Origin of the sequence: Streptomyces sp. NPDC050448, assembly GCF_040655295.1 — a bacterium.
GTDB lineage: Bacteria > Actinomycetota > Actinomycetes > Streptomycetales > Streptomycetaceae > Streptomyces.
In genome coordinates this window covers 20,302-46,440 of record NZ_JBFAJR010000029.1, presented here as the reverse complement: position 1 = coordinate 46,440, position 26,139 = coordinate 20,302, and the positions used below count along the sequence as shown (strand labels likewise).

22 protein-coding genes and 1 tRNA gene are annotated in these 26,139 nt (G+C 72.8%); 9 read left to right on the top strand and 14 right to left on the bottom strand.

What is annotated here, in order from left to right:
- Positions 1-200: 200 nt before the first annotated feature.
- The gene (locus AB0I68_RS28305; RefSeq protein ID WP_363180180.1) at positions 201-1,718 is read left to right on the top strand and encodes an oligopeptide:H+ symporter; all 1,518 of its coding nucleotides are present in this window, start codon (positions 201-203) and stop codon (positions 1,716-1,718) included.
- Between the two features lie 69 nt (positions 1,719-1,787).
- Here the strand turns inward: AB0I68_RS28305 and AB0I68_RS28300 are convergent, their stop codons facing one another.
- The 8 genes from AB0I68_RS28300 to hutU all read right to left on the bottom strand — a co-directional run bounded on the left by AB0I68_RS28300 (position 1,788) and on the right by hutU (position 11,685).
- On the bottom strand, positions 1,788-3,095 hold the full coding sequence (locus tag AB0I68_RS28300; RefSeq protein ID WP_363180179.1) for a hypothetical protein: 1,308 nt from the start codon (positions 3,093-3,095) through the stop codon (positions 1,788-1,790).
- Positions 3,096-3,109: 14 nt separating this feature from the next.
- Positions 3,110-4,171, bottom strand: coding sequence for a hypothetical protein (locus AB0I68_RS28295; RefSeq protein ID WP_363180225.1), 1,062 nt, complete (start codon positions 4,169-4,171; stop codon positions 3,110-3,112).
- Between the two features lie 89 nt (positions 4,172-4,260).
- Positions 4,261-5,322 carry a hypothetical protein gene (locus AB0I68_RS28290; protein WP_363180178.1) on the bottom strand — a complete coding sequence of 354 codons (1,062 nt, stop codon included), beginning with the start codon at positions 5,320-5,322 and terminating at the stop codon, positions 4,261-4,263.
- Positions 5,323-5,339: 17 nt separating this feature from the next.
- Positions 5,340-6,002: an LPXTG cell wall anchor domain-containing protein gene (locus AB0I68_RS28285; RefSeq protein WP_363180177.1), complete on the bottom strand. Its 663-nt coding sequence runs from the start codon at positions 6,000-6,002 to the stop codon at positions 5,340-5,342.
- Positions 6,003-6,160: 158 nt separating this feature from the next.
- The gene (gene hutI, locus AB0I68_RS28280; protein ID WP_363180176.1) at positions 6,161-7,339 is read right to left on the bottom strand and encodes an imidazolonepropionase; all 1,179 of its coding nucleotides are present in this window, start codon (positions 7,337-7,339) and stop codon (positions 6,161-6,163) included.
- Positions 7,340-7,448: 109 nt separating this feature from the next.
- A complete protein-coding gene (locus tag AB0I68_RS28275) occupies positions 7,449-8,804 on the bottom strand; it encodes a formimidoylglutamate deiminase (RefSeq protein ID WP_363180175.1) in 1,356 nt (451 codons plus the stop codon).
- The gene (locus tag AB0I68_RS28270) at positions 8,795-9,985 is read right to left on the bottom strand and encodes an allantoate amidohydrolase (RefSeq protein ID WP_363180224.1); all 1,191 of its coding nucleotides are present in this window, start codon (positions 9,983-9,985) and stop codon (positions 8,795-8,797) included. The genes AB0I68_RS28275 and AB0I68_RS28270 overlap by 10 nt, the downstream gene beginning before the upstream one ends.
- A gap of 35 nt (positions 9,986-10,020) precedes the next feature.
- Entirely contained in the window at positions 10,021-11,685 is a 1,665-nt protein-coding gene (gene hutU, locus AB0I68_RS28265; protein ID WP_363180174.1) for a urocanate hydratase, read from the bottom strand.
- A gap of 104 nt (positions 11,686-11,789) precedes the next feature.
- Between hutU and AB0I68_RS28260 the strand changes: the two genes are divergently transcribed.
- Entirely contained in the window at positions 11,790-13,166 is a 1,377-nt protein-coding gene (locus tag AB0I68_RS28260) for a diaminopimelate decarboxylase (protein WP_363180173.1), read from the top strand.
- 97 nt (positions 13,167-13,263) lie between these two features.
- On the opposite strand, the gene AB0I68_RS28255 is transcribed toward AB0I68_RS28260, so the two are convergent.
- Positions 13,264-13,818 carry a TetR family transcriptional regulator gene (locus AB0I68_RS28255; RefSeq protein ID WP_363180172.1) on the bottom strand — a complete coding sequence of 185 codons (555 nt, stop codon included), beginning with the start codon at positions 13,816-13,818 and terminating at the stop codon, positions 13,264-13,266.
- A 99-nt stretch (positions 13,819-13,917) separates the two neighbouring features.
- Between AB0I68_RS28255 and AB0I68_RS28250 the strand changes: the two genes are divergently transcribed.
- Complete coding sequence (locus AB0I68_RS28250; RefSeq protein ID WP_363180171.1) at positions 13,918-15,099, top strand: FAD-dependent monooxygenase; 1,182 nt, start codon at positions 13,918-13,920, stop codon at positions 15,097-15,099.
- Between the two features lie 55 nt (positions 15,100-15,154).
- Here AB0I68_RS28250 and AB0I68_RS28245 read toward each other — a convergent pair whose 3' ends face one another.
- The gene (locus AB0I68_RS28245; RefSeq protein ID WP_363180170.1) at positions 15,155-15,997 is read right to left on the bottom strand and encodes a MurR/RpiR family transcriptional regulator; all 843 of its coding nucleotides are present in this window, start codon (positions 15,995-15,997) and stop codon (positions 15,155-15,157) included.
- A gap of 157 nt (positions 15,998-16,154) precedes the next feature.
- On the opposite strand from AB0I68_RS28245, the gene AB0I68_RS28240 reads away from it, so the two are divergent.
- A complete protein-coding gene (locus AB0I68_RS28240; RefSeq protein WP_363180169.1) occupies positions 16,155-16,532 on the top strand; it encodes a hypothetical protein in 378 nt (125 codons plus the stop codon).
- A gap of 332 nt (positions 16,533-16,864) precedes the next feature.
- Here the strand turns inward: AB0I68_RS28240 and AB0I68_RS28235 are convergent, their stop codons facing one another.
- A complete protein-coding gene (locus AB0I68_RS28235) occupies positions 16,865-18,250 on the bottom strand; it encodes a cystathionine beta-synthase (RefSeq protein ID WP_363180223.1) in 1,386 nt (461 codons plus the stop codon).
- Between the two features lie 122 nt (positions 18,251-18,372).
- Between AB0I68_RS28235 and AB0I68_RS28230 the strand changes: the two genes are divergently transcribed.
- From AB0I68_RS28230 to AB0I68_RS28220, 3 genes are all read left to right on the top strand, one after another.
- Positions 18,373-19,422 carry an SGNH/GDSL hydrolase family protein gene (locus AB0I68_RS28230; RefSeq protein WP_363180168.1) on the top strand — a complete coding sequence of 350 codons (1,050 nt, stop codon included), beginning with the start codon at positions 18,373-18,375 and terminating at the stop codon, positions 19,420-19,422.
- Between the two features lie 579 nt (positions 19,423-20,001).
- Positions 20,002-21,222, top strand: coding sequence for an acetyl-CoA C-acetyltransferase (locus AB0I68_RS28225; protein ID WP_363180167.1), 1,221 nt, complete (start codon positions 20,002-20,004; stop codon positions 21,220-21,222).
- A gap of 396 nt (positions 21,223-21,618) precedes the next feature.
- A complete protein-coding gene (locus AB0I68_RS28220) occupies positions 21,619-22,428 on the top strand; it encodes a hypothetical protein (protein WP_363180222.1) in 810 nt (269 codons plus the stop codon).
- On the opposite strand, the gene AB0I68_RS28215 is transcribed toward AB0I68_RS28220, so the two are convergent.
- A complete protein-coding gene (locus AB0I68_RS28215) occupies positions 22,412-22,786 on the bottom strand; it encodes a hypothetical protein (protein ID WP_363180166.1) in 375 nt (124 codons plus the stop codon). The genes AB0I68_RS28220 and AB0I68_RS28215 overlap by 17 nt on opposite strands.
- Before the next feature lie 106 nt (positions 22,787-22,892).
- Between AB0I68_RS28215 and AB0I68_RS28210 the strand changes: the two genes are divergently transcribed.
- On the top strand, positions 22,893-23,123 hold the full coding sequence (locus tag AB0I68_RS28210) for a DUF4287 domain-containing protein (protein WP_363180165.1): 231 nt from the start codon (positions 22,893-22,895) through the stop codon (positions 23,121-23,123).
- 144 nt (positions 23,124-23,267) lie between these two features.
- Here AB0I68_RS28210 and AB0I68_RS28205 read toward each other — a convergent pair whose 3' ends face one another.
- The gene (locus AB0I68_RS28205; RefSeq protein ID WP_363180164.1) at positions 23,268-24,116 is read right to left on the bottom strand and encodes a Bax inhibitor-1/YccA family protein; all 849 of its coding nucleotides are present in this window, start codon (positions 24,114-24,116) and stop codon (positions 23,268-23,270) included.
- A gap of 698 nt (positions 24,117-24,814) precedes the next feature.
- Between AB0I68_RS28205 and AB0I68_RS28200 the strand changes: the two genes are divergently transcribed.
- Positions 24,815-25,669, top strand: a complete 855-nt coding sequence (locus AB0I68_RS28200) for a hypothetical protein (protein WP_363180163.1) — start codon at positions 24,815-24,817, stop codon at positions 25,667-25,669.
- 352 nt (positions 25,670-26,021) lie between these two features.
- Here the strand turns inward: AB0I68_RS28200 and AB0I68_RS28195 are convergent.
- A tRNA-Leu gene (locus AB0I68_RS28195) sits at positions 26,022-26,102 on the bottom strand.
- Positions 26,103-26,139: the final 37 nt, after the last annotated feature.

The following is a 26,139-nucleotide window of genomic DNA, read 5'->3' as shown; positions in this document are numbered from 1 at the left end:
GACCTGTGGGCCGGGCTCCGCACGCGAAGATGCGCGACGGAGCGTGGATCCCGGTTACGGACATCCCCCGCCTCCCTCCTCACCGGACGGGGGCAGACCCCTGGGCGTGGGGTGGGACACCCGTGGCCGGTGCCGGCCACCCCCCACCGGGCGCTGTTCCGCTCACGAAGCGAAGCGTCCCGACCAAGCAAGGATCGACCATGGCTTCCAGCCTGACGAAGGGTTCGGCGGTTCCGTCCACCGAGAAGACCTTCTTCGGACACCCCCGTGGCCTGGCCACTCTGTTCATGACCGAGATGTGGGAGCGTTTCTCCTACTACGGCATGCGTGCACTCCTGGTGTACTACCTGGTCTCGGGCGGCGCCGACGCCGCCACGGGAAGCCAGGGTGGCGGACTGGCCATGACCGCCGCCACGACCACGGCCATCTATTCCGTGTACGTCTCCATGGTCTACCTCATGGCCATGCCCGGCGGCTGGTTCGGTGACCGCGTCTGGGGCGCCCGCAAGACGGTCGCCATCGCCGGCTTCGTGATCATGGCCGGTCACCTGTCGCTGGCCCTGCCCGGCCAGGCGATGTTCTTCGTCGGTCTGATCCTCGTCGCGGCGGGTTCCGGTCTGCTGAAGGCCAACATCTCGACGATGGTCGGCCACCTGTACGACGGCCCGGAGGACCCGCGCCGCGACGGTGGCTTCACCCTCTTCTACATCGGCATCAACCTCGGCGCCTTCGTCGCCCCGCTCGTCGTCGGCACCGTCGGCAAGGAGCACAACTGGCACCTGGGCTTCGCCCTCGCCGCCGTCGGCATGGGCCTGGGCCTCACCCAGTTCCTGCTCGGCACCAAGCACCTGAGCCCGAAGAGCAGCCTGGTCCCGAACCCGCTGTCCGCGGAGGAGCGCAAGGCCGTCCTCACCAAGGTCGTCCTCGCGGTCCTGGGCATCGCGGTCTTCTACGGCGCCGTGGTCGCCCTCGGTGCCTACACGCTGAACTGGGCCCTGGTCCCGCTGACGCTGGCCGGTCTGTTCATCCCGATCGCCGTCCTGACCCGCATCAAGCGCGACAAGGACCTGTCGGGCGCCGAGCAGTCGAAGATGACCGCGTACATCTGGTTCTTCATCGCCGCCGCCGTCTTCTGGATGATCTACGACCAGGGCGGCTCCACGCTGTCCCTGTTCGCGGACGACAAGACCGCCGGCACCATGTTCGGCTTCGACTTCTCGGCCACCTGGTACCAGTCGCTGAACCCGCTGTTCGTGATGGCCCTGGCCCCGGTCTTCGCCTGGCTGTGGCTGTGGCTGGCGCGCAAGAACCAGGAGCCGAACACCATCGTGAAGTTCGCGATGGGCCTGGTCCTGATCGGTGCCTCGTTCTTCGTCTTCATCGTCCCGATGGGCATGGCGACGGGCGACACCAAGGTCTCCCCGATGTGGCTCGTCACGATCTACATGATCCAGACCATCGGTGAGCTGTGCGTCTCCCCGGTCGGCCTCTCCGTCACCACGAAGATGGCTCCGCAGAAGTACGCCTCGCAGATGATGGGCGTCTGGTTCCTCGCGGTCACCGCCGGTGACTGCATCACCAGCCTCCTGTCCATCGGCGGCGTGGACCTCAACGGCACCTGGGTGATCGCCTTCCAGGCGCTCGCCGCGGCCCTGGCCGGTTTCGCGGTCTACGCGTACCGCAAGAAGGTCCAGACCCTCATGGGCGGCGTGCACTGACGCACCCCTCCTGGCGCGTGAAGCGGCCCGGCACACCGTTCGGTGTGCCGGGCCGCTTCACGTCCGGGGCTAGCGCGTGCCGCGCAGGCGGCGCCACGGGGTGAAGGTGAAGACCGCGCCGCCGAGCAGGATCACCGTGCCGGCGACCAGGGCCAGGGCCTTGATGCCCCCCTCGTTCTCGGCGCCCGTCTCGGCGAGGCCGCCCGAGGCGCCCGAGGCGGTGGTGGAGCCGGTGGTGGACGGGGAGCCGGAGCCGCCCGTCTGGGCGGTGGTGTCGAGCTCCAGCGAGACGCCGCTGCTGGCAGCCTTGCAGGGCACGTTGATCGGCGTGGCCCCCGGGGCCATCGTGACGTCGATCGTCAGCTGGTCCGGGCTCAGCGTGACCTTGCCGGTCTTGCCGGGCTTGTAGGTGCCGGTCATGTCGCTGAGGCTGACCGGGGCCTTGTCCGGGATCGGCTCCGCGTTGGCCGGGCCGGAGACCTTGACCATGCCGCTGTCGGCGCCGCCGAGCTTGATGTCCATCGAGGGCTTGAGGGCCCCCGCCGGCAGGGCCATCGGGCTGGCCATCGCGCCCTTGGCGGTCTTGACGGTCAGGTCGTAGCTGCCGCCGTTCTTCTTCGCGTTGATCGTGACCGGGGTCTTGATGCCCCCGGGAACGACCGGGCCGCAGTCGAAGGCGACCTCCACGGGCTTGCCCGGGAAGTCGGTCTGGCCGCCGCTGCCGCCGCTGGTGGAACCTCCGCTCGCGGATCCGCCGCTGGTGGAACCTCCGCTGGTCGAGCCCCCGCTCGTGGAACCTCCGCTCGTGGAACCTCCGCTCGTGCTCCCGCCGCCCGTCGAGCCGCCGCCGGAGCTTCCGCCGCCCTCGGTGACCTTGATGGTGGCGCCGACGCCGACCGTCTCCTTCGGCGAGCAGTGCGTGACGAAGCCACTGAAGTCGACGTCGTACTTGCCGGGCGTGATCGTGACGTCCCCGGCCTTGGTCAGCTTGATCTTGCCCTTCATGTCGGACATGACCATGGGGGCCTTCTTCGGGATGGGCGGGTTCTTGCGCTCGCCCTCCAGCTTCACCTCCGCGGCGAGCGCGCCGCCGAGCTGCACGAAGCCCGTGGGCTTGACGGTGTCCTTGCCCAGGTCCATGAGATCGGTGTTGTTCGAGGCCGGCTTGACGGTCTTCCAGACCACCTCGACCTCGTCGCCGACCTTTGCGGTGGCGGGTGCGGTGATCGAGACGGTGGTCGTGCCCTGGACCGGCCCGCCGCCGCCCGCCGGCGGGATGCACTCCACCTTGTACGAGACGTCGGCCGCCTGGGCGGGGCTCGCCGCCAGCAGGATGCCCGCGCCGCCGAACAGCAGCGCGACCGCGGCCGCACTCACCCTCCGTTGGGTCTTCACGAATGTCCCTTCGTCGTCGGACTGCTCTCAGACGGTGCGGACGCCTGTGGTGCCTGTGGTGCATGTGGTGCTCTCGGCCCCGGCGCGCTGTCCGGGGTGAACCACGGCAGGACCGCCGTGGTGGTCTGGGGGGACACCGGCGCGGCCGCCGGCGCCGGCGCCGTCCCGGACGCCGCGTCCGGCTCCGGGGCCTTCGCGCCCCGGTGGCGGCCGCCGGCCGGACCCGGGCGCGGCCGGACCCTGTCGACGACGGCCATGCCGATCCGGAAGACCGCGGCCGGGATCACCAGCAGGAGCAGGCCCCAGAACAGCAGCACCCCGTACGGGCGGTCCACGCCCCAGGGCTGGGTGGCCACGACCGTGTCGCCGTACTTGAGGGAGACGGTGTAGTCCCCGTGGGCCCCCGCCGAGAGGCTGACGTCCAGCCGGATCTCCGCCTTGCCGCCCGGCGGGATCGTGCCCTTCCACCGGACCTCGTCCCACAGCGGTGCGAACACCCCGTGGGCGGTGCCGAGCTGGAAGGCCGGGTCCTTGACCGGGGCCGGGCCGAGGTTGCCGACGGTGACCGTGAACCTCCGGCTGGGCGGGGCGCCGAACCAGGTCAGCACCCCGTCCTCGCCCTCGAGCCGGACGCCGGTGAGCATCGCCAGGCGTGCCGTGCCGGACTCGGCCGGCAGCTCGGCCACCGGGTGGCCGGTGATCTTCAGGGGGGCGGCGACGGTCGACTGGTCCCCGTTGACAGAGGTGACGTTCACGATGCAGGGGCAGGGCTTGGGCGGTGCCACCACGGCGAGCCGGGCCGCGAAGCGCCCGTCGTCGCCGACCGAGACGGCGGCTCCGTCGGCGTTGGCGCAGCTGTTGGTGCCGCCGATCATGTTCTGCCCGCAGACCAGCAGCATCACCAGGGTCTTGGCGCGCCAGCCGGTGCCGGTGACGGTGATCTCGGTGCCCTTCGCGGCCTCCTCCAGCGAGAGCGCCACGGCGGGCTTGCCCTCGGCCGCTGCGGTGGCGGGGGCCGAGGGCGCAGCAGCAGCCGCGGCAGCCCCGGCCGGGAACAGGGCCGCGGACAGGGCCAGGGCCCAGACCGCCAGCCCTGCCGCGACGAGGGCCCCGACCTTGCCGCCGACCGTTCCGCCGCCCTTGGCGCTCACCTGGATGCTCCCGTCAGCTCGTGTTCCGGTGCCCGGTTCCCCGCGGGTACGGGCTCCTCGTACGGCACCGGCGGCCCCCCGCGGGTCCGCCGGTGCCGTACGAGGAGCAGCGCGGCCAGGGTGACCCCGCCGAGGCAGAGCAGCCCGGCGCCGGCCTCGGCCGCGATTCCCCCGGGCGCGAACCACGCCGACGCGGTGGCGGTGGCCGGGGCCGCGCCGGGGGCGGTGACCGTGAGGGTGAGGCCGACGTCGTCGAGGACCGGGGCTCCGGGCCAGGGCTCGGTCAGCGAGACCCGCCGGCCGGGGAGCAGCTCCACCGGCAGGGCGCGGGCGGTCCGGCCCGGGACCTCACCGAAGAGGCCTTCGGCGCGGATGGCCAGTTCGGGGGCGAGGGCCACGTTGCCGCGGTTGACCAGGGTGTACGCGACCACCGCGCGGGCGCCCTTGCCGCGTACGGAGACGTCCTCGACCGTGAGGGCGGCCAGTGTCGGGCCGACGACGCGCAGGTGGACCCGTACCCCCACCTCGCGGCCGTCCTCGGCGGCGATCACGGCGGCCGGGTGGTCGCCGGGGAGGGCGGCGGGCGGCAGGGTGACGGTGAAGGGGACCACCGCGCGGGTGCGGGGCGGGATTTTCACGGTGGCGGCGGACCCGAAGCTGATCCAGGAGCCGGCGCCGGGCACCGCGCCGTCCTGGCGGCCTCCCGCTGCGGGGGCGGCGGGGCGCACGGCGAGGGCGCCGCCTGCCGTGTTGGAGGCGTCGGCCCCGCGCAGGGTGACGGTGCGCTCCCGGTCGGAGGTGTTGGACAGGGCCAGCCGGTCCTCCAGGACGGCGCCGCCGGGGCCCGCGAGGTAGAAGGACGGCCGCGCCGCTGCGGCACTGCCCGCGGCGGGCTCGGCGGTCCAGCCGGGCTCGTCCGCGGCGGCGCCCGCCGCGGACGCGCAGAGCAGGACCGCGGCGAACAGTGGGACGCACAGGCGCTTGAGGGACGAGAGGGACGAGAGGGACGAGAGGGAGGTGCGGGACGAGAGGGAGGCGAGGGTATGGAGCACGGGCATGGCCGGGGGTGCTCCGTTCAGGACCGGGCCCGCTGACCGCGCCGGGTCAGCCAGAGCACCCCGGCGGCGCCGGTGAGCAGCACGGTGCCGCCGAGGGTGCCGAGGGCGAGGGCGGAGTCGGTGGGTCCGGTCTGCGGGAGGGTGCCGTCCTCGGTGCCCCCGGGCTGCGCGGTGGCCGTGACGTCCAGCTCCAGGGAGGGTTTGGGGCCGTTGCCGGGGGTGCAGGTGGTGGTGGTCCCCAGCGCCTTGATGGTGAGCACGCCCGCGGTGAAGGTGACCTTGCCGCTCTTCTTGGGGGTGTAGGTGCCCGAGAGATCGGTGATCTTGATGGGGGTGTTGGCGGGCACCGCCTCGGGGTTGGGCGGTCCCGAGACCGGCACGGACGCCTTCTCCGCGCCTTCGGCCACGATGACGGCGCTGGGGCTCATCGCGCCCTTGCCGAGTTCGACGGGGCTGGACGAGACGCCCTTCTGGAAGGACATCGTCAGCTTGTACCCGTCGCCCTCCTTGACGGCCTTGATGTCGATGGGTGACACCGCCGACTTGTCCCCGATGGGGGTCTTGCAGTCGTAGGCGACGTCGACGACGTCGGCGTGGGCTGCGGGGGCGGCCAGCAGGACCGCCGTTCCGGCCAGCGCGGAGGCCAGCGCAAGCGCGGTGGAGCGTTTCCGGTCGGGCACCTTCGTCTTCCCCTCGGGCCACAAGTTACTGACGACACATCAGATTGGTGGCTCAAGGTACGCCCGGGACCTTACGGAGGGAAGACACAGGACAGGCCTGGATCCACGGCCTGTCGGCCGCCTGGATTCAGGCCATGTCCGGGCGCATCGGGGGTCGTTCAGGCGGTGCGGACGCCTCGCTGCCAGACGGCGGAGACGAGCGGGACGCCGGGGCGGTAGGCCAGGTGGACGTGGCTCGGGGCCTCCAGGAGGGCCAGGTCGGCGCGGGCTCCCGGGATCACGACGCCCACGTCCGTACGGCGCAGGGCGCGGGCGCCGCCGGCGGTGGCGGACCAGAGCGCCTCGTCGGGGGTCATCCGCATGTCCCGGACCGCGAGGGCGATGCAGAACGGCATGGAACTCGTGTACGAGGAGCCCGGGTTGCAGTCGGTGGACAGCGCGACGGTGGCGCCCGCGTCGATGAGGCGGCGGGCGTCGGGCCACTGGGCGCGCGTGGAGAACTCGGCGCCGGGCAGCAGGGTGGCGACGGTGGTGTCCGCGGCCTGCGCCAGGGCGTCGACGTCGGCGTCGGTGAGGTGGGTGCAGTGGTCGGCGGAGGCGGCCTCCAGCTCGACGGCGAGCTGTACGCCGGGGCCGTAGGACAGCTGGTTGGCGTGGACGCGCGGGATCAGGCCGGCGGCGGCGCCGGCGGTGAGGATCGCGCGGGCCTGGTCGCCGTCGAAGGCGCCCTTCTCGCAGAAGACGTCCACCCAGCGGGCGTACGGGGCGCAGGCCGCCAGCATCTCGCCGGTGACGAGGTCGACGTAGCCGGCCGGGTCCTCGGCGTAGTCGGGGGAGACGATGTGCGCGCCGAGGTAGGTGACCTCCTCGGTGTGCGCGGCGGCGATGCGCAGGGCGCGGGCCTCGTCCTCGACCGTGAGGCCGTAGCCGGACTTGGTCTCGAACGTGGTGGTGCCCTGGCGGCGGGCCTCGTCGAGGTGGCGCAGCAGGTTGGCCTCGAGCTCGGCGTCGGTGGCGGCGCGGGTGGCGGCGACGGTGGTGCGGATGCCGCCGGCGGAGTAGCTGCGGCCGGACATCCGGGCGTTGAACTCGGCGGTGCGGTCGCCGGCGAAGACCAGGTGCGAGTGGGAGTCGACGAAGCCGGGGATCAGGGCTCGGCCCTGCGCGTCGAAGGTCCCGTCCGCCGACGGGGCCTTGGCCGTGGGGCCGACCCAGGCGATCTTGTCGTCCTCGATGACGACGGCCGCGTCCTCGGTCAGGCCGAGGGGGCTGCCGTCGCCGAGGGCGGGGTCGTTGGTGACGAGGCTGCCGATGTTGGTGATGACGGTGGTGGTCATGGTTCCCTTCGGGGTTCCCGAAATCGGGGCTCCGCCCCAGACCCTCCCCCGGACCGGGTCCGGGCAGAGCCCGGTTTCCGGGAAGGGGCGGGGTGGGGAAGGAGCAGCGTCAGCCCCGTACGGCTGCGATGGACTCGGACAGGGCGGACGGCACGTCCGGGACCAGGGTGTGGGCGCCGTCGCGGACTATGTGGCGGCCGCCGACCACCGTGTGCCGGATATCCGCGGCCGTCGCGGCGAACACGGCCGTCTCCGCGCCCAGCCGCGGCAACGGCCCCGCCGTACGGACGGAGTCCAGCGCGACCGTGGTGAAGTCCGCGAGCGCGCCCGGCTCCAGGCGGCCCGCATCCGGCCGGCCCAGGGCCGCATGCCCGTCGGCGGTGGCCGCGGTCAGCAGCGCGTTCGCCGTCCAGTGGCCCCGAGTACGGCTGCGCAGGCGCTCGTTGAGCTCCATCGCGCGGGCCTCCTCCAGCAGGTCGATCACCGCGTGGCTGTCGCTGCCGAGGGAGAGCGGGCTGCCCGCGCGCTGGAGCCGGCCGGCCGGGCCGATGCCGTCGGCGAGGTCGCGCTCGGTGGTGGGGCACATGCAGGTGCCGGTGGTGGTGCCGCCGAGGAGCGCGATGTCCGCGTCGGTGAGGTGCGTGTTGTGGACGCCGGTGGTGCGCGGGCCGAGCACCCCGTGGTCGGCCAGGAGCTGGGTCGGGGTCCGGCCGTGGGCGGCCTGGCAGGCCTCGTTCTCGGCGGTCTGCTCGGAGAGGTGGACGTGCAGGGGGGCCTGCCGCTCCTCGGCCCAGCGGGCGACGGTGGCCAGTTGCCCGGCCGGTACGGCGCGCACGGAGTGGATCGCGGCGCCGATCAGGGCGTGCTCACGGGGCTTGAGGGCCGAGACGCGCTCGGCCCAGGCGTCGGCCGTGCCGTCGGAGAACCGCAGCTGGTGCGGGTCGGGGGCCGCACCGAAGCCGGACGACACGTACGCCGTGTCGAGGAGGGTGATGCGGATGCCCGCCGCGGCGGCGGCCTCGATCAGCGCCTCGCCCATGGCGTTCGGGTCGGCGTACGGGGCGCCGCCGGGGGCGTGGTGGACGTAGTGGAACTCGCCGACGTCGGTGATGCCGGCGAGCGCCATCTCCGCGTACACCGCGCGGGCGAGCGCGAAGTACGTGTCGGGGGTGAGGTTCTGGGCGACCTGGTACATGAGCTCGCGCCAGGTCCAGAAGGTCCCGGAGCCCACCTGCACCAGGGAGCGCAGAGCCCGGTGGAAGGCGTGGCTGTGGGCGTTGGCCAGACCGGGAACGGTCAGGCCGCGCAGGACCTCGGCCCCCGGCGGCGGGGTCTCGGCCGCGGTGCGCAGGGCGGCGATCCGCCCGTCGGCGCCCACCTCCAGGGTCACGCCGGACTCGACGAGGGTGCCGAGCCAGGCGTGCTCCAGCCAGTACGTCTTCAGCACGTGCCCCTTCAACGACATGCGAGTCCTTCCAGTACGTCGGCGAGGGCGAGGACACCGGCCACGCAGTCGTCCTCCGGGGCGAACTCCCGCGGGGAGTGGGAGACGCCGGTCGGGTTCCGTACGAACAGCATCGCGGTCGGCACGGCCGCGGAGAGGATTCCGGCGTCGTGTCCCGCCCCGGTGCCGAGGACGGGGACGGCCCCGCCCAGGATCCGGTTCATCTCGTCGCGCAGGGCGTGCTCGAACTCGACGACCGGGGTGAAGGACTCCCGGACGACGGCCAGGTCGATGCCGTCCTGGTCGGCGCGCTCGCGGGCGGCCTTCTCGATGGCGGTGACCACCGTGTCGAGGGTGGCCTGGTCGGCGGCGCGGGAGTCGAGCCAGCCGCGCACCAGCGACGGGATGGCGTTGACCCCGTTGGGCTCGACCGAGATCTTCCCGAACGTGGCGACGGCGCCGGCGAGGGCCGCCTCGGTACGGGCGGCCAGGACGGTCGCCGCGTAGGTGAGCATCGGGTCGCGCCGGTCCACGAGACGGGTGGTGCCGGCGTGGTTGGCCTCGCCGTGGAAGTCGAACCGCCAGCGGCCGTGCGGCCAGATCGCGGACGCGATGCCGACGGCGTCGCCGGACAGGTCCAGGGCCCGGCCCTGCTCGACGTGGAGCTCGACGAAGGCGCCGATACGGGCGAGGCGCTCCGGGTCGGCCCCGATGGCGTCGGGGTCGTACCCGGCGGCCTCCATGGCCCGGGGCAGGCTGATCCCGTCGGCGTCGCGGAGCTCGTACGCCTTCTCCTTGGTCAGCTGCCCGGCGGCGAGCCGGGAGCCGACGCAGGCGAGTCCGAAGCGGGCCCCTTCCTCGTCGCCGAAGTTGGTGATGGCCAGCGGCCTGGAGAACTCCGCGCCCCTCCTGCGGAGTTCGTCCAGGGCGGCGAAGGAGGACACCACGCCGAGGGGCCCGTCGAAGGCGCCGCCGTCGGGGACGGAGTCCAGGTGGGAGCCGGTGACGACGGCGTCACCGGCGAGGGGATCGCCGAGCCAGGCCCACTGGTTGCCGTTGCGGTCGGTCTCGTACGTGAGCCCGCGGGCCTCCGCCTGCGCCTGGAACCAGGTCCGGCAGTCGGCGTCGGCGCCGGTCCACGCGAAGCGGCGGTACCCGCCGCTGTCCGCGTGGCGGCCGATGGGGGTGAGCTCGTTCCACATGCTGTGGAACGAGCTCGCCCCGGCGGAGTTGTCGCTCACGCGTCGTCGCCCTCGCGCATGGGGACGCGGACGCCGCGCTCGGTCGCGACCGACTCGGCGATGTCGTAGCCCGCGTCGACGTGGCGGATGACGCCCATGCCCGGGTCGTTGGTGAGGACGCGGCGGATCTTCTCGCCCGCGAGCTTGGTGCCGTCGGCGACGGTGACCTGGCCCGCGTGGATCGAGCGGCCCATCCCGACGCCGCCGCCGTGGTGGATCGAGACCCAGGAGGCGCCGGAGGCGACGTTGACCATGGCGTTGAGCAGCGGCCAGTCGGCGATCGCGTCGGAGCCGTCGAGCATGGCCTCGGTCTCGCGGTACGGGGAGGCCACCGAACCGCAGTCGAGGTGGTCGCGGCCGATGGCCAGCGGGGCGGCGAGCTCGCCGCTCGCGACCATGTCGTTGAAACGCTCGCCGGCCTTGTCGCGCTCGCCGTAGCCGAGCCAGCAGATGCGCGCCGGCAGGCCCTGGAAGTGGACCCGCTCGCCGGCCATCTTGATCCAGCGGTGCAGCGACTCGTTCTCCGGGAAGAGCTCCAGCATCGCCTTGTCGGTCTTCGCGATGTCCGAGGCCTCGCCGGAGAGGGCCGCCCAGCGGAAGGGGCCCTTGCCCTCGCAGAACAGCGGGCGGATGTAGGCCGGGACGAAGCCGGGGAAGGCGAACGCGCGGTCGTAGCCGGCCAGCTGGGCCTCGCCGCGGATGGAGTTGCCGTAGTCGAAGACCTCGGAGCCCGCGTCCATGAAGCCGACCATGGCCTCGACGTGCTTCGCCATCGACTCGCGGGCCCGCGTGGTGAAGCCCGCCGGGTCCTTGGCCGCGTACGCCGCCATGTCGTCGAAGTCGACGCCCACGGGCAGGTACGCCAGCGGGTCGTGCGCCGACGTCTGGTCGGTGACGATGTCGATCGGGGCGCCTTCCGCGAGCATCTGCGGGAGGAGCTCGGCCGCGTTGCCGAGGAGGCCGATGGAGAGGGGCTTGCGGGCGTCGCGCGCCTCGACCGCGAGCTGCAGCGCGTGCTGCAGGCTGTCGGCCTTCACGTCCAGGTAGCGGTGCTCGATGCGGCGCTCGATGGCGCGCGGGTCGACGTCGATGCAGATCGCGACGCCGTCGTTCATCGTCACGGCCAGCGGCTGGGCGCCGCCCATGCCGCCGAGGCCGGCGGTCAGGGTGATGGTGCCCGCGAGGGTGCCGCCGAACTTCTTCGCGGCGACGGCCGCGAAGGTCTCGTACGTGCCCTGGAGGATGCCCTGGGTGCCGATGTAGATCCAGGAACCGGCGGTCATCTGGCCGTACATGGTCAGGCCGAGGTGCTCCAGACGGCGGAACTCCTCCCAGTTGGCCCAGTCGCCGACGAGGTTGGAGTTGGCGAGGAGCACGCGCGGCGCCCACTCGTGGGTCTGCATCACGCCGACCGGGCGGCCGGACTGGACGAGCATCGTCTCGTCCTGCTTGAGGGTCTGCAGGGTGCGGACCATCGCGTCGAAGGAGCGCCAGTCGCGCGCGGCCTTGCCGGTGCCGCCGTAGACGACGAGCTTGTCGGGGTGCTCGGCGACCTCGGGGTCGAGGTTGTTCTGGAGCATCCGGAGGGCGGCTTCCTGCTGCCATCCCAGGGTGCTGAGCTCGGTGCCTCGCGCAGCACGTACGGGGCGGGGTCCTGACATGGCGGTGCCTCCTCCGGTGTTGGTCAATCTATTCACATCCTGACTTCCTGAATAGATTCAGTCAACAGCTGCGGGCCGACCCGCCGGATGATTGGCTGGCGGACATGGCTGCCGAGATGCCCGCGGGCATGCACGCGAGGACGCACGGGGAGGGCGCCGCAGCGCGCCGGGACCTGGCCGTACGGGCCGCGGTCGAGCAGGGTCTGGTGGGCGGGGCGAATGCCGCGGAGCCCCTGGTCTGCCTGCTGGACGTGACCGGGATCCGATCCTCCGCCGCCGCCCTGACCAGCGCCTTCGCGGCGGCGCTGGCGCCCGGCACCCCCGTCCTGCACGCCTTCGCCGTGAAGGCGTGCCCGCTCGTGCCGGTGCTGCGGCTGCTCGCGGACTCCGGCCTCGGCTGCGAGGTCGCGAGCCCCGGCGAGCTGGCGCTGGCCCGGGCGGCCGGGGTGGAGCCGGAGCGGACCGTTCTGGACTCCCCCGCCAAGACCTCGGCCGAACTGCGCGAGGCGCTGGCCCTCGGGATCGCCGTCAACGCCGACAACCGCCAGGAGCTGGAGCGGCTCGACGCGCTCGTCGCCGCCGCCCCCACGTCGGCCCCCCTAGGGATCCGGATCAACCCGCAGACCGGCGCGGGCGCGATCGATGCACTGTCGACTGCCACCGCGACCTCGAAGTTCGGGATCGCGCTGCGGGATCCGGGGGCGCGCGAGTGGCTCGTACGGGCCTTCGTGGAACGGCCGTGGCTGACCCGGCTGCACACCCACTCGGGCTCACAGGGCGTGCCGCTGCCGCTGATCGCGGAGGGGGTGCGGGATCTGCACGCGCTGGCCGAGGAGATCAACGCCGCGGCCGGGCGCCGCCAGGTCGACACCCTCGACATCGGCGGGGGCCTGCCGGTGAACTTCGCGTCGGACGCCGAGGCGCCGTCGTACGCGCAGTACGTGGCGGCCCTCAGGGAGGCCGCCCCGGCCCTGTTCTCCGGCCGCTACGGCCTGGTGACGGAGTTCGGCAGGTCCCTGCTGGCCAAGCACGGGCTGATGCTCTCCCGGGTCGAGTACACGAAGACCACCGGGGGCCGCCCGATCGCGCTCACGCACGCGGGGGTCCAGCTGGCGACCCGTACGGTGTACGCGCCGGCGGCGTGGCCGCTGCGGATCCTGCCGTACGACGCGAAGGGCGCCCCGAAGACGGGCCCGCCCGTCCCCCAGGACATCGCGGGCCCGGCGTGCTTCGCGGGCGACCTGCTGGCCACGGCCCGGGAGCTGCCGGAACTGGCCCCGGGCGACCTGATCGCGGTCCCGGACACGGGCGCGTACTTCTTCACGGCCCACTACGGCTACAACAGCCTCCCGCGCCCGGCGGTCCACGGCTTCACGACGACCCGGTCGGGCACGGTCCGCTTCGCCCTGGCCCGCCCGGCGCAGTCGCTGTCCGCACTGACCGCGGAGGCCGGAGCCGCCCTCCGCGACGCCCTGCTCTGACGCGCGGCCCCGCCAGGGGATCCGCCCCCGAACCCGGCGCCTCAAACGCCGGCGGGCTGGGCGTTGCCGGTCGACGGCCGCCTCCCGCGCCGCAGGATCAGGCCGGGTCGGCCAGGGTGGCGGCCAGGGCCGGGGTGAGGCCTGCGACCACGGCATCCGGGGTCAGGGACGTCACCGCGGGCAGGCGCAGCAGGTACCGGGTCAGCCCGAGCCCGAGCAGCTGCGCCGCCATCAGCCCGCCGGCCTGCGCGGCCCGCGCCGGGCCGACCGCCGCCGCCAGCGCCGGGGCGACCTGCGCCGCAAATACCTCCCGCATCCGCTCCGCCGCGCGCTCGTTCGTCACCGCCGACCGCAGCAGCACCAGCAGCGCGTCATCCGCCGGATCGCCCTCCCACCGGTCCAGGAAGTGCCGTACGAGCGCGCCGGGCAGCTCCGCCGCCGGCACGGCCGTGAAGTCCGGCAGCCGCAGGTCCACCGTCAGCGCCGCCTCGAAGAGCTTCTCCTTGCTCCCGAAGTACCGCATCACCATCGAGGGGTCGATCTCCGCGTCCGCCGCGACGCCGCGGATCGTCGTCCGCTCGTACCCCTGCGCCGCGAAACGCTCCCGCGCCGCCCGCAGGATCGCCGCCTTGGTCTCTGCCCCCTGTGCCATGCCAACAAATGTAGGCCAACAACCGTTGACATGCCACCCGGGCAGGCGCACGCTATGTCAACAGCCGTTGGCCAACAACCGTTGACCCAGGAGGACCCCATGCCCGCGTCCCCGCTCCCGCTCCCCCTCCCGCTCCCCTCCCGGACCGCCGTCGCCATCGTCGGCGCCGGTCCCACCGGCCTCGCCCTCGCCGTGACCCTCGCCGAAGCCGGAGTCGACTCCGTCCTCCTCGACCGCCAGGCCGAGGGCGCCAACACCTCCCGCGCCGCCGTCGTCCACGCCCGCACCCTGGAGGTCCTCGACGAGCTCGACCCGTCCGGCGCCCTGTCCGCCGAGCTGGTCGGCCGCGGCATCCCGGTCAGCCGGTTCCGGATCCGCGACGGCGCCCGCCTGCTCGCCGCCGTCCCCTTCGACGGCCTGCCCACGGCCCACCCGTACGCGCTGATGGTCCCCCAGTACGAGACCGAGGCCGTGCTCCTGGCCCGCCTGCGCGCCCTCGGCGGCGACGTCCACCGCCCGTACGAGGTCACCGGCATCGCCCAGGACCCCGGCGGGGTCACCCTCACCACCGCCACCGGCGAGACCCTGCGCGCCGACCACGCCGTCGGGGCCGACGGCATGCACAGCGTGGTCCGCGAGGCGACCGGCATCGGCTTCGCGGGCAGCGCGTACGAGGAGTCCTTCGTCCTCGCCGACGTGGCCATGGACTGGGCCCCCGGCCCGCAGGAGGTCTCGCTCGCCTTCGGCGCGGCCGGACTCACCGTCGTCGCCCCGCTGCCCGGCGGGTCCGGCGGGCCCGGCACGCGCTACCGCGTCGTCGCCACCGTGGCCGAGGCCCCGGCCGAGCCGAACCTCGCCTTCGTGCAGGGCCTGCTGGACGAGCGCGCCCCGGGCCAGGCCCGTGTCCGCGCGCTCGTCTGGTCGTCCCGGTTCCGGGTCCACCACCGGGTCGCCGACCGCTACCGCGCGGGCCGGCTGCTGCTCGCCGGGGACGCCGCCCACGTGCACAGCCCGGCGGGCGGCCAGGGCATGAACACCGGCATCCAGGACGGATACGCCCTCGGCCGCGCGCTCGCCACCGGGAACCTCGACGCCTACGAGGCCACGCGCCGCCCCGTCGCCCTGCACGTGGTGGCCCTGACCGACCGGATGACCCGCATCGCGACCACCCGCAATCCGGTCCTGCGCGCCGTACGCAACACCGCGCTGCCCCTGCTCGCCCGCATCCCCGCCCTGCGGGGTCGCCTCGCCACGGAGCTGGCCGAGCTCAACTACCGCTGACCGCCACCGTGACCGCGCCCCTGTTCCTTCCCCTGTCCCTGCCCCTGACCGGGGACTACTCCACGAACAGCCCGCGCGCCGCGGCCCGCGCGTCGAAGGCCTCCAGCCGCGCCTGCGCGTCCGGCAGCGCGTCCGCCATCGCCTCCAGCAGCACCCGCCCCAGCAGCATCGGCGCGCACGCCGTGTCGAAGGCCAGTCCGGTGCCGACGGGTGCCGGGATCAGCAGGTCCGAGGACCGGGCCACCGGGGCGAACGCCGAGTCGGCGACCGTCACCACCTTCAGGCCGGCCGCCCGCGCGTGGTCCAGGGCCTCCGCCACCTCCCGCGGGTGCCGCGGGAGCGCGAAGCACAGCAGCGCCGAGGCCCCGGCCGCGGCGGCCGCGTCGATCCGGTCGGCGAGCATCGAGCCGCCCTCGTCGAGGAGCCGTACGTCCGGGTGCACCTTGGCGGCGAAGTACGCGAACCCGCGCGCCTGCGAGGACGCCGCCCGCAGCCCGAGCACGGGCAGCGGGCTGGACCCGGCGAGCACCCGGCCCGCCTCCTCGACCGGCGAGGGGTCGGCGAGCATGGCCGACAGCTGCCGCAGGTTCTCGATCTCCCCCTGCACGGCCTGCTGGTACTCGTTGTACGCGTCCTCCTGCGCGGCCGCGGCGCGCTCGGCGGGAGCCACCTCGCGCAGGTGCCGGCGCAGCGCCGGGTACCCGTCGAAGCCGAGCGCCACCGCGAAGCGGGTCACCGAGGGCTGGCTCACCCCGGCCAGCTCGGCGAGTTCCACGCTCGACAGGAACGGCACGTCCGCCGCTCCCCGCACCATGCAGTGGGCGATCCGCCGCTGGGTGGGCGTCAGCCGGTGCCCCTCGAACAGCTTCTGCAGCCGCGCTGCCGGGCTGTCGCTCATCCCGACCCCTCCGTCCCCGTGAATATTCAGTCACCGAGCACTCTGCATGCGCTTATGCAGGACGGCAAGCGGCGGACCGCTCCGCGAGACGGTCCGGGGCGCGGATACGGGGGCTAACCCCAGTGCCGGGGCCCCGGGCCGTTCCTACGCTGGGCGCATGGAGTCCCAGGAGCTGAAGAAGGAACTCGACGCGACGTTGGACGCCCGGCGCGAGCTGGGGCCGGAGTACGAGGCCGCGCTCGTGGACTCCTTCGTGGAGAAGGTCGACACCCAGGTCCGGCGCCGGCTGGCCGAGGAACGCCTGACTGCCGTCCGCGGGGGCCGGGGCGGGGCGTCTGCGCTGGACGGCAACTTCGGCGAACGCTTCGGCTTCGCCATCATCACGCTGATCCTGGCGATCCCGCTGTCCGGCATCGGCGCCACGCAGGCGGGGTTCAAGGGACTGCTGGTCGCCTGGGCGGGCGTGCTCGGCGTGAACTTCATCCACGCCTCGAAGCGCCTGCGCCCCCGCCCCCGCCTCCGCCTCCGCCCCTGACCGCTGACCGCTGCACGGGCGAGTGAGCCGGGGCCCCGGAAAGAAGTGTGCGCGGGGACCGCCGCACCCTCGCGTACGAGGGGCGGGACGACGGCGGTCCCCGCGAAGGACACGGGACGGGTCAGGGCCGTCCGCGTCCATGGCGTTCACGCGGTCCGGGAGCCGCTCCGGAAGTACGTCAACGCCGTTCGGTGGTGCCGGCCGGGGCGTTCGCTCCTGGCCGACAACCACCACTGTGCCGTAGCCGTGTTAAGCCGGTGCTGCCGTCACATGACGGGCCCGTACCTTTTGTGCGACGGGCCGACACGGCGGCATCACGCCGCCGGCAGCGGCTACTTCGCGCCCTTCGCGAGGAACGCCAGCAGGTCCTGACGGCTCACGACACCGGTCGGCTTGCCCTCGACCAGCACGATCGCCGCGTCCGCGTCGCCCAGCACGGCCATGAGCTCGGACACCGGCTCGCCCGAGCCGACCTGCGGCAGCGGCAAGCTCATGTGCTTCTCCAGCGGGTCGGACAGCAAGGCCTGCTTCGCGAACAGCGCCGCCAGCAGCTCCTTCTCCACGACCGAGCCGATGACCTCGGCGGCCATCACGTCCGGGTGGCCGGCGCCGGGCTTGACGATCGGCATCTGCGAGACGCCGTACTCGCGCAGCACCTCGATGGCCTCGCCCACGGTCTCCTCGGGGTGCATGTGGACCAGGGACGGCATGGCGCCCTCCTTGTCCGCGAGCACGTCGCCGATGCGCGCCGAGGGGCCCGCCTCCTCGAGGAAGCCGTGACCGGCCATCCACTCGTCGCTGAAGATCTTGCTGAGGTAGCCGCGGCCGCTGTCCGGCAGCAGCACGACGACCACGTCGTCCGGGCCGAGCCCCTCGGCGGCCTTCAGCGCCGCCACGACCGCCATGCCGCAGGAGCCGCCGACGAGCAGCCCCTCCTCCTTGGCCAGGCGGCGGGTCATCTGGAAGGAGTCCTTGTCGGACACCGCGATGATCTCGTCGGTGACGTTCGGGTCGTACGCGGTCGGCCAGAAGTCCTCGCCGACGCCCTCGACCAGGTACGGGCGGCCGGATCCGCCGGAGTAGACCGAGCCCTCGGGGTCGGCGCCGATGACCTTGACCTTGCCGCCGGACACCTCCTTGAGGTAGTTGCCGGTGCCCGAGATCGTGCCGCCCGTGCCGACGCCGGCGACGAAGTGGGTGATCTTCCCGTCCGTCTGCTCCCACAGCTCGGGACCGGTGGTCTCGTAGTGCGAACGGGGGTTGTTCGGGTTGCTGTACTGGTCCGGCTTCCAGGCGCCCGGGGTCTCGCGGACGAGGCGGTCGGACACGTTGTAGTACGAGTCCGGGTGCTCGGGGTCGACGGCGGTCGGGCAGACCACGACGTCGGCGCCGTACGCGCGCAGCACGTTGATCTTGTCCATGGACACCTTGTCAGGGCAGACGAAGATGCACTTGTAGCCCTTCTGCTGGGCCACGATGGCGAGTCCTACACCGGTGTTGCCGCTGGTCGGCTCCACGATGGTGCCGCCGGGCTTGAGGGCACCGCTCTGCTCTGCGGCCTCGATCATCCGGACGGCGATCCGGTCCTTCACGGATCCACCGGGATTGAAGTACTCGACCTTGGCAAGGACGGTGGCCTGCAGGCCTTCGGTCACACGGTTGAGCTTCACCAGCGGGGTGTTGCCGACGAGGCTGATCATCGAGTCGTGGAATTGCACCATGTTCTCCAGGGAGGGGACTCCACGGGTTCTCCGGGAGGTCCGGCCAGACTATGCGGAAAGGGATTGACCGACGGGCAGTACGGGGCAGGTAGGTCAACGAGGCCGGGCAGGAAAGCGAGGTGGCTCGAGGGGTGTCCAGGGCGAGGACGGCCCGCCGGATCGCGGCGGGCGCGGCGTACGGCGGCGGCGGGCTGGGGCTGGTAGGAGCCGCCGCCGTGGGGCTGGTGCTGGCGGAGGTCCAGTTCGCGAAGCGGACGGTGGGCACCGGGCTGGGCGTTCCGCCGCGGGCGGACGGGCTGTACGGGAGCGAGTTCGACGGCCCGGAGCTGAACCCCGGGCCCCTGCGGCTGGGCATGCTGGGCGACTCCACGGCCGCCGGGCTCGGCGTGCGCCGGGCCAGACAGACCCCGGCCGCGCTGCTGGCCTCGGGGCTGGCGTCGGTGGCCGAGCGCCCGGTGGAGCTGCGCAACGTGGCCGTCTCCGGGGCCATGTCCGACGACCTCGACCGCCAGGCGGGCCTGTTGCTGGACGGCGGGCTGCCGCCGCCGGACGTGTGCGTGATCATGATCGGCGCGAACGACGTGACGCGGCGCATGCCGCCCACCCAGTCGGTCCGCCATCTCACCTCGGCCGTACGCCGGCTGCGGCTCGCGGGCTCCGAGGTGGTGGTCGGCACCTGCCCCGACCTGGGCACCATCGAGCCGGTGTACCAGCCGTTGCGCTGGCTGGCCCGCCGCGTCTCGCGCCAGCTGGCCGCCGCCCAGACCATAGGGGTGGTCGCGCTGGGCGCCCGTACGGTCTCCATGGGGGACCTGCTGGGCCCCGAGTTCGCCGCCAACCCGCGCGAGATGTTCGGCCCGGACTCGTACCACCCCTCGGCGGAGGGGTACGCGACCGCCGCCATGGCGGTCCTCCCCACCCTGTGCGCGGCGCTGTCGCTGTGGCCGGAGTCCGACCGGCTGGAGGTGGCGCGGAACGAGGACATGCTCCCGGTGGCCAAGGCCGCGTCCGCCGCTGCCGGGCAGGCGGGCACCGAGGTCACGGCCGCCCGCGGCCCGTGGGCCCTCCTCAAGCACCGCCGCCGCCGGCGGGTCCCGGGCGAGGACCTGGCCCCCACCCCGCCGGACCCGACGGAATCCGTCCCGGGCCCCCAGGTGGCGGGCACGTAACCCGCCGCCCCCGTGCCGAGGCCACCGCCCGCGCCGATCCACCCCCACCGGGCCGGGGCACGGGCCCCGGGCCGATTCAGCCCCGCCGGACCCGGGGCACGGACCAGCGGGCCGATTCAGCCCCGCCAGGCCAAGGCACGGACCAGCGGGCCGATTCAGCCCCGCCGGACCCGGGGCACGGACCAGCAGGCCGATCCACCCCCGCCAGGCCAAGGCACGGACCAGCGGGCCGATTCAGCCCCGCCAGGCCAAGGCACGGGCCCCGGGCCGATTCAGCCCCGCCGGCGTTTGAGGCGCGGGCCCGGGCAGAGCCCGGCACCCGGCGGAGCCGGGTTTCCCGGGGTGAGGCCCCGAACCCAGGGCTCGGGGCGCGGGCCCAGGGCTCGGACCCGGGGCACGGGGGCCGGGGCCCGGGGCACGGGGGCCTGGGCCGGGGTGCGGAACAGAACGGCGGGTCGGTGCGTTCCACCCGCGGAGCGACCGGCATCACATGCCGAAGTCGGTGACCTCGACCGTACGGGCCGGTAACTTCGCTTGCGGTCCCGCAACGAGCCGCAACTCACCCCCCTTGGAGCCCCGATGCCCGAAGCCGTCATCGTTTCCACTGCCCGCTCCCCCATCGGGCGCGCCTTCAAGGGGTCCCTCAAGGACGTGCGCCCGGACGACCTGACCGCCACGATCATCCAGGCTGCGCTCGCCAAGATCCCCGAGCTGGACCCGCGCCAGATCGACGACCTGATGCTCGGCTGCGGCCTCCCCGGCGGCGAGCAGGGCCACAACCTCGGCCGGATCGTCGCCGTGCAGATGGGCATGGACTACCTGCCCGGCACCACGATCACCCGCTACTGCTCCTCCTCGCTCCAGACCTCCCGCATGGCGCTGCACGCCATCAAGGCCGGCGAGGGCGACGTCTTCATCTCCGCGGGCGTCGAGATGGTCTCCCGTTCCGTGAAGGGCTCCTCCGACGGCCTGCCGGACACCCACAACCCGCTCTTCGTCGACGCGGAGGCCCGTACGGCCGCCGTCGCCCAGAGCGAGGGCGCGTCCTGGCACGACCCGCGTGCGGACGGTCTGATTCCGGACGCGTACATCTCCATGGGCCAGACCGCCGAGAACCTGGCCCGCCTCAAGGGCGTGACCCGCCAGGACATGGACGAGTTCGGCGTCCGTTCGCAGAACCTCGCCGAGGCCGCGATCAAGAACGGTTTCTGGGAGCGGGAGATCACCCCGGTCACCACCCCGGACGGCACCGTGGTCTCCACGGACGACGGCCCGCGCGCCGGCGTCACCCTGGAGGGCGTCCAGGGCCTCAAGCCCGTCTTCCGCCCCGACGGTCTGGTCACGGCCGGCAACTGCTGCCCGCTCAACGACGGCGCCGCCGCGCTGGTCATCATGAGCGACACCAAGGCGCGGGAGCTGGGCCTGACCCCGCTGGCCCGGATCGTCTCCACCGGTGTCACCGGCCTCTCCCCCGAGATCATGGGCCTCGGCCCGGTCGAGGCGTCGAAGCAGGCCCTGAAGCGCGCCGGTCTGACCGTCGGCGACATCGACCTGTTCGAGATCAACGAGGCCTTCGCGGCCCAGGTCATCCCGTCCTACCGGGACCTGGAGATCCCGCTGGAGAAGCTGAACGTCAACGGCGGGGCCATCGCCGTCGGTCACCCGTTCGGGATGACCGGTGCCCGCATCACCGGCACCCTGATCAACAGCCTGCAGTTCCACGACAAGCAGTTCGGCCTCGAGACGATGTGCGTGGGTGGCGGGCAGGGCATGGCCATGGTCATCGAGCGGCTGAGCTGAGCCGGAGCGGAGGGTAGGGGTCGCCGCGAGGAACGAGCGGCGGCACCTGCCCGCAGCGGTGGCGAAGACCAGCGCGACCACAGGAACCGAGCGGCCGAGCTGAGCCGAGCGGAGCATCGGTCCAGACGCCGCAAGGGATCCGCTTGATCGCTTGTGTCGTACTGACGCCGAATCCAATCCCGTCGCGGCCGACCTGTGACCGAATCTCCCCCAGGATGTGACCTTTATCCTGGGGGTTTGCCATATCCCCAGGTCAGGGCAGTTTCACAAGGCCCCGATGTGACCAAAGCCCTGTCCAATTCGTGACGTAATGCACTGCACGCCATTCCCAGGTCGGGACACTCTGATGTAGGAAGTCGGGGGATCGAATCAATCAGGAGTTAGTCAGTGAGCGCCATGTCTCTTGCCCTGCTGCTGACCACGGCCGTCGCCGCGGCCGTGGGCGCTGCTGCGCTGCACGCCGTACACGGCCTGCGCAAGCAGGTGACGGCCCTCCGCGGTGAGCTGGCTTCGCCGGCCCACGCCCGCGGTGCGACCGTCCCGCACGCCCGCAGCGCCGTGCATTCCCCCGCCGCCGAGATACGAGCCGCCGTGGCCGAGGCCCTGGCCGAGGAGCGCGAGCGCGAGCTCGCCGAGGCGCGGGCCTTCTGGGCCGCGCAGGAGGCCCGTGACGCCGCCGACGCGCCTTCGCTGCTGGGCGGCCTGCCCGGACTCGGGGAGGACGGCCCGGCCCTCTTCCTGCCCCGCCAGGCGGACCTGGTGGGCCTGGAGCCGGTGCTCGGCGACGAAGCCGCCGACGACTACCCGGAGGATTCCGCCGAGCTGGCCGCCGCCCGCCGACGCCACCCCTCGCACCCCGACTTCGTACCGGCCCAGGCCTCGGCCCCCGGCGCCGACCACGAGCGCACGGTCAGCCGCCTGGAGGAGCTCGCGGAGGCCCGTACGGCCCTCGCGGACGTCCGCCCGGGCCCGCTGGGCACGCTGGACGTGTACGTCTTCACCGACGGCACCACGCTGTGCATGACCCCGGGCCACCGGGAGACGGCGGAACGCCTCGCCGAGGCGCTCCGCTCGGGCACCGCGCCGGTGCTGCTGGGCGGCTCGGGCATCTCGGGCGCCTACGCGCTGACCTTCTCCTGCGGTGACTCGCAGGACCCGGACAACAACGTCTACATCCTCGCGGACCGCGTCATCGCGTCGCTCTGACGTCCGCCTGCTCCACCAGCCGCACGGCCTCGTCCAGCATCTCGGACGGGGCCTTCGCGGTTTTCGGGACCCCGTCGGCCGGAGCGTCGGCCGCGGCGCGCAGCGCCTCGGCGAGGTCGGTCCCGGCCACCGCCACCTGGTCCCCGACCACGAAGACCCCTGCGTCGGGCATCTCCCGCGCCGGAGCCGCCCCCTCGGCCCGCTGCGGGGCCTCCAGCGCCTGGGCCCGTACGGAGAGTTCCCTGGCCAGCTCCAGCGCCTCGGCGGCGGCCCCCTGCTGGAGGCGGCTCTGCGGCATGGCCCGCAGCCGGTCGGCGAAACGTTCCACGGCGGCGGTCAGGGGTGAAGTATCAAGCACCCGGCCGACCTTACGCGCCGCCGCGGCACCATTGCCAACGGGCGAACTCTCCGGCACGGTGGCGTGAAGAGAACAGCACAGCACGGCGATACCTCCGGAGGCGCCCATGTCCGTAGAGTTCTCCGAGCAGACCCACCGGAACATGATCGACAGAATCCCCCAGACCACCGGTCGTGAACTCTCCGACTGGCTCCGCGCCGTGGACGACGGCCCCTCCCTCGTCCGGTTCGAGGAGAAGGTCAGCTGGCTGCGCGGCGCGCACGAGCTCTCGTACGGCCAGGCCAAGGCGATCATCCACGAGTACGACCTGCGCAGGGCAGCCCGCAAGTTCGGCTGAGCCCTCCCCCGTCCCGTTCCCCCCGATCCCGATCCCGCCCCCGACCCGTGCCCCCGACCCCGTACCCCCTCCGAGACGCGGGAAGGCCCCGCGAGCGGTGAGCTCGCGGGGCCTTCCCCATTCCGTCTGCGGGCGCCGGTACGACTAGTCGTCGCCGGAGAGCATCTGGAACAGGCGCAGCAGCTCCAGGTAGATCCACACCAGGGTCAGCGTGAGGGCGAAGGCCGCCAGCCAGGCCTCCTCGCGCGGCGCGCCGTACGTGATGCCGTCCTCGACCTGCTTGAAGTCCAGGGCGAGGAAGCAGGCGCCGAGGATGACGCCGATGACGCCGAACAGGATGCCGAGGCCGCCGCTGCGGAAGCCGAGGCCGTCACCGCCCGCGAAGACCGAGAAGAGCAGGTTCGCGACCATGAGCAGCATGAAGCCCATGGCGGCCGCCATCACGAAGCCGTAGAAGCGGCGGGTGACGCGGATCCAGCGCATCTTGTACGCGAAGAGCACGGAGGCGAACACGCACATCGTGCCGAGCACGGCCTGGATGACCACGCCGGCGCCGAGGAAGGTGCTGGTGGCCGCGCTGATGACGCCGAGGAAGAAGCCCTCGAAGGCCGCGTAGCCCAGGATGATCGCCGGGGAGGCCTTGCGCTTGAAGGTCTGGACGAGCCCGAGGACCATCGCGACGAGCGCGGCGCCGACGGCGATCCCGTACGACTTGTTGAGGTTCGCCGGGTCGACGGGCATGGCGATCCACGCGATCGTCGCCGTGAGGATGACCGTACCGAGCGTCATGGCCGTACGGCTCACGACGTCGTCCATCGTCATCACATCGGCGCGGGCGGGCGCCTGCGGCATGCCGGTGGTCAGGTCGGTGGCGTAAGGATTCGTCGCGTACGGGTTGGTCCCGGCCTGCTGGTGCTGCGCGTCGAAACCTGCGTAGCCCCCGCTGTCGCGGCTGAACCCCCGTCGCGAGAAGACCGGGTTACTGCTCCTCATCTCACTCCTCCATGGCCACCGTGCGCGGCCTTGCGACAAGAGTAATGTGCTCGCAAAGAAAGCACCCTACTGCTGGAGGAGGATCTTAGGAGAAGGCGCGGCGAAGCGCAGGGGATATACGCGCGGGATGCGGGAGTGCCCGGAGCCAGACTCGAATCCGGCCCGTCACATCATCTGACCTGGGACCCGCCAGGTGCTGCACGTTCGGCCCCGTTGGTCCCCGCTCCGGCCCGCCGCCGGCGGCCCTGTGGAAATCGCAGGCGGCCAGAACTCGGCGGCACTCTCTCGACCGCCTGTGCGAATGAAGCCGGATCGATGATGTACGTGATCCGGGAGCACGCATGACCACCTGCCAATGCGGGGAGCCTGGAGTCGTCCAGTGGCGGCGCCGGCCCACCGCGGCCGAGAGCGGCCAGCTCTTCAACACCACAGCAGACGCCGGCTCCCTCATCCCTGTGTACGGGTGCGCCGATCACGCGCTCACCCCCGAGGCCGCCGCCCGCATGCATCGAGCGACACGCACCGGGCCCGGCGAAACCTCGGCCTGCGCGTGCACGCCCGAACCCTCTCCCCCGCAGTACTTCCCCCCGCCGGACGACGGCCGCCCGAAGCGGCGCCGGCCCCCCGGCTGGTAACGCCCGTCCCCCCACCGAGCTCCGACCCTCCGGTCGGAGCTGCTCCATGTCATGGAGGTCCTCATGACCTTTTCCCGCACCGCCTACGTGAATCTCCTCCGCAGCCAGACCGGCTACCACGAGGGCCGCGACCCCGACGGCAACTGGAACAACATCCAGCGCTTCAGCCCCGAGACGCCCGGCCTGGAATGGTCGCAGGGCCAGCCCTGGTGCGCGGTCTTCACCGCCTGGGGCGCCGACGAGCTCGGCGCGCGCGACCTGTGGCCGATCACGGCATCGTGCACGACGGCCGTTTCGTGGTGGAAGCAGCACGGCCGCTGGACCGACTACCCCGTGCTCGGCGGCCCCTTCTACATGGGCTCGGCCGGGCAGGACCACGTGGGCGTGGTGTACGCCTACGACGCAGACTCGATCTACACGGTGGAGGGCAACACCAACACGACCGGCGCGTACCAAGGCGACGGCGTGTACCAGCGCGTGCGCCCCCGCCGCGGCCTGGACAGTCCGTACGGGTACGGCGTCCCGAACTTCGACGAGGGCACCGTCTCGGCCGACCCCGCACTGGGCGGCACCGCCTCGGCGTCCGTGCCCGCTCCGGAGCCGCCGCCGGTCCGGGTGTCCCTCGCCCACGTAGTGGCCGCAGCGAGGCGGGACCCCGGGCTGGGCCAGGGCGGCACCACGTACCCGGCCGAAGTCAACGTCGTAGAGGTGGCGCTCGCGGCGGAAGGCCTCCTCCAGGACGCGTACGCCCACGACGGATCATTCGGATCCCTGACCGTCACGGCCTTCGCGAAGTGGCAGCGCCGCTACAGCGAGCGGGGCGGCCTGGGCTGGTCGTCGTCGGACTGCGACGGCATCCCCGGCAAGACCTCACTGACCGCCCTGGGCAAGGACCGCGGCTTCACCGTGACCAGCTGAAAGAAGGACTCCGCCGAGCGCACCGCCCGAACGGTGCCGCAGACCGCGCTCGCCCTGGCGGTGACCCCGCCCGCCATCGTGGACGAAGTGCCCCCCTCTCGCCCGAGGGGGCGCCCTCGTCGTGTCCGGGATCAGGCGTTCGAGGAGGAACTGCCGTCCGCCGTGGGCCTCATCGGCCATGCGCCGCACGTGCCCGAAGAAGCGACGGCGCTCCTCCCGGGTGAGCTCGGGCCGGCTGGTGGCGGGCCCGCGGCGGTACCGGAAGCACCCGAATGGGGCGTGTTCCCCGCGTGTTCCCGGAACGGGTGAACAGACAGGCCGATCCCCTGTAATTCCGCAGGTAGATCGGGAGTGCCCGGAGCCGGACTTGAACCGGCACGGCCTAAGGCCAGCGAGGTTTAAGCTCGCCGTGTCTGCATTCCACCATCCGGGCAGGGCGTAGCGGCTCCCGTACACAAAGCACTGAACGC

What these genes read in the sequence shown, in the direction of transcription:
- AB0I68_RS28275 (WP_363180175.1), bottom strand. Translation starts at nt 8,804, where the DNA reads ATGTCGTTGAAGGGGCACGTGCTGAAGACGTACTGGCTGGAGCACGCC.
- AB0I68_RS28255 (WP_363180172.1), bottom strand. Translation starts at nt 13,818, where the DNA reads ATGGCACAGGGGGCAGAGACCAAGGCGGCGATCCTGCGGGCGGCGCGG.
- AB0I68_RS28305 (WP_363180180.1), top strand. Translation starts at nt 201, where the DNA reads ATGGCTTCCAGCCTGACGAAGGGTTCGGCGGTTCCGTCCACCGAGAAG.
- AB0I68_RS28245 (WP_363180170.1), bottom strand. Translation starts at nt 15,997, where the DNA reads ATGAGCGACAGCCCGGCAGCGCGGCTGCAGAAGCTGTTCGAGGGGCAC.
- AB0I68_RS28225 (WP_363180167.1), top strand. Translation starts at nt 20,002, where the DNA reads ATGCCCGAAGCCGTCATCGTTTCCACTGCCCGCTCCCCCATCGGGCGC.
- hutI (WP_363180176.1), bottom strand. Translation starts at nt 7,339, where the DNA reads ATGACCACCACCGTCATCACCAACATCGGCAGCCTCGTCACCAACGAC.
- AB0I68_RS28270 (WP_363180224.1), bottom strand. Translation starts at nt 9,985, where the DNA reads ATGTGGAACGAGCTCACCCCCATCGGCCGCCACGCGGACAGCGGCGGG.
- AB0I68_RS28290 (WP_363180178.1), bottom strand. Translation starts at nt 5,322, where the DNA reads ATGCCCGTGCTCCATACCCTCGCCTCCCTCTCGTCCCGCACCTCCCTC.
- AB0I68_RS28250 (WP_363180171.1), top strand. Translation starts at nt 13,918, where the DNA reads ATGCCCGCGTCCCCGCTCCCGCTCCCCCTCCCGCTCCCCTCCCGGACC.
- AB0I68_RS28205 (WP_363180164.1), bottom strand. Translation starts at nt 24,116, where the DNA reads ATGAGGAGCAGTAACCCGGTCTTCTCGCGACGGGGGTTCAGCCGCGAC.
- AB0I68_RS28220 (WP_363180222.1), top strand. Translation starts at nt 21,619, where the DNA reads ATGTCTCTTGCCCTGCTGCTGACCACGGCCGTCGCCGCGGCCGTGGGC.
- AB0I68_RS28260 (WP_363180173.1), top strand. Translation starts at nt 11,790, where the DNA reads ATGGCTGCCGAGATGCCCGCGGGCATGCACGCGAGGACGCACGGGGAG.
- AB0I68_RS28240 (WP_363180169.1), top strand. Translation starts at nt 16,155, where the DNA reads ATGGAGTCCCAGGAGCTGAAGAAGGAACTCGACGCGACGTTGGACGCC.
- AB0I68_RS28200 (WP_363180163.1), top strand. Translation starts at nt 24,815, where the DNA reads ATGACCTTTTCCCGCACCGCCTACGTGAATCTCCTCCGCAGCCAGACC.
- hutU (WP_363180174.1), bottom strand. Translation starts at nt 11,685, where the DNA reads ATGTCAGGACCCCGCCCCGTACGTGCTGCGCGAGGCACCGAGCTCAGC.
- AB0I68_RS28210 (WP_363180165.1), top strand. Translation starts at nt 22,893, where the DNA reads ATGTCCGTAGAGTTCTCCGAGCAGACCCACCGGAACATGATCGACAGA.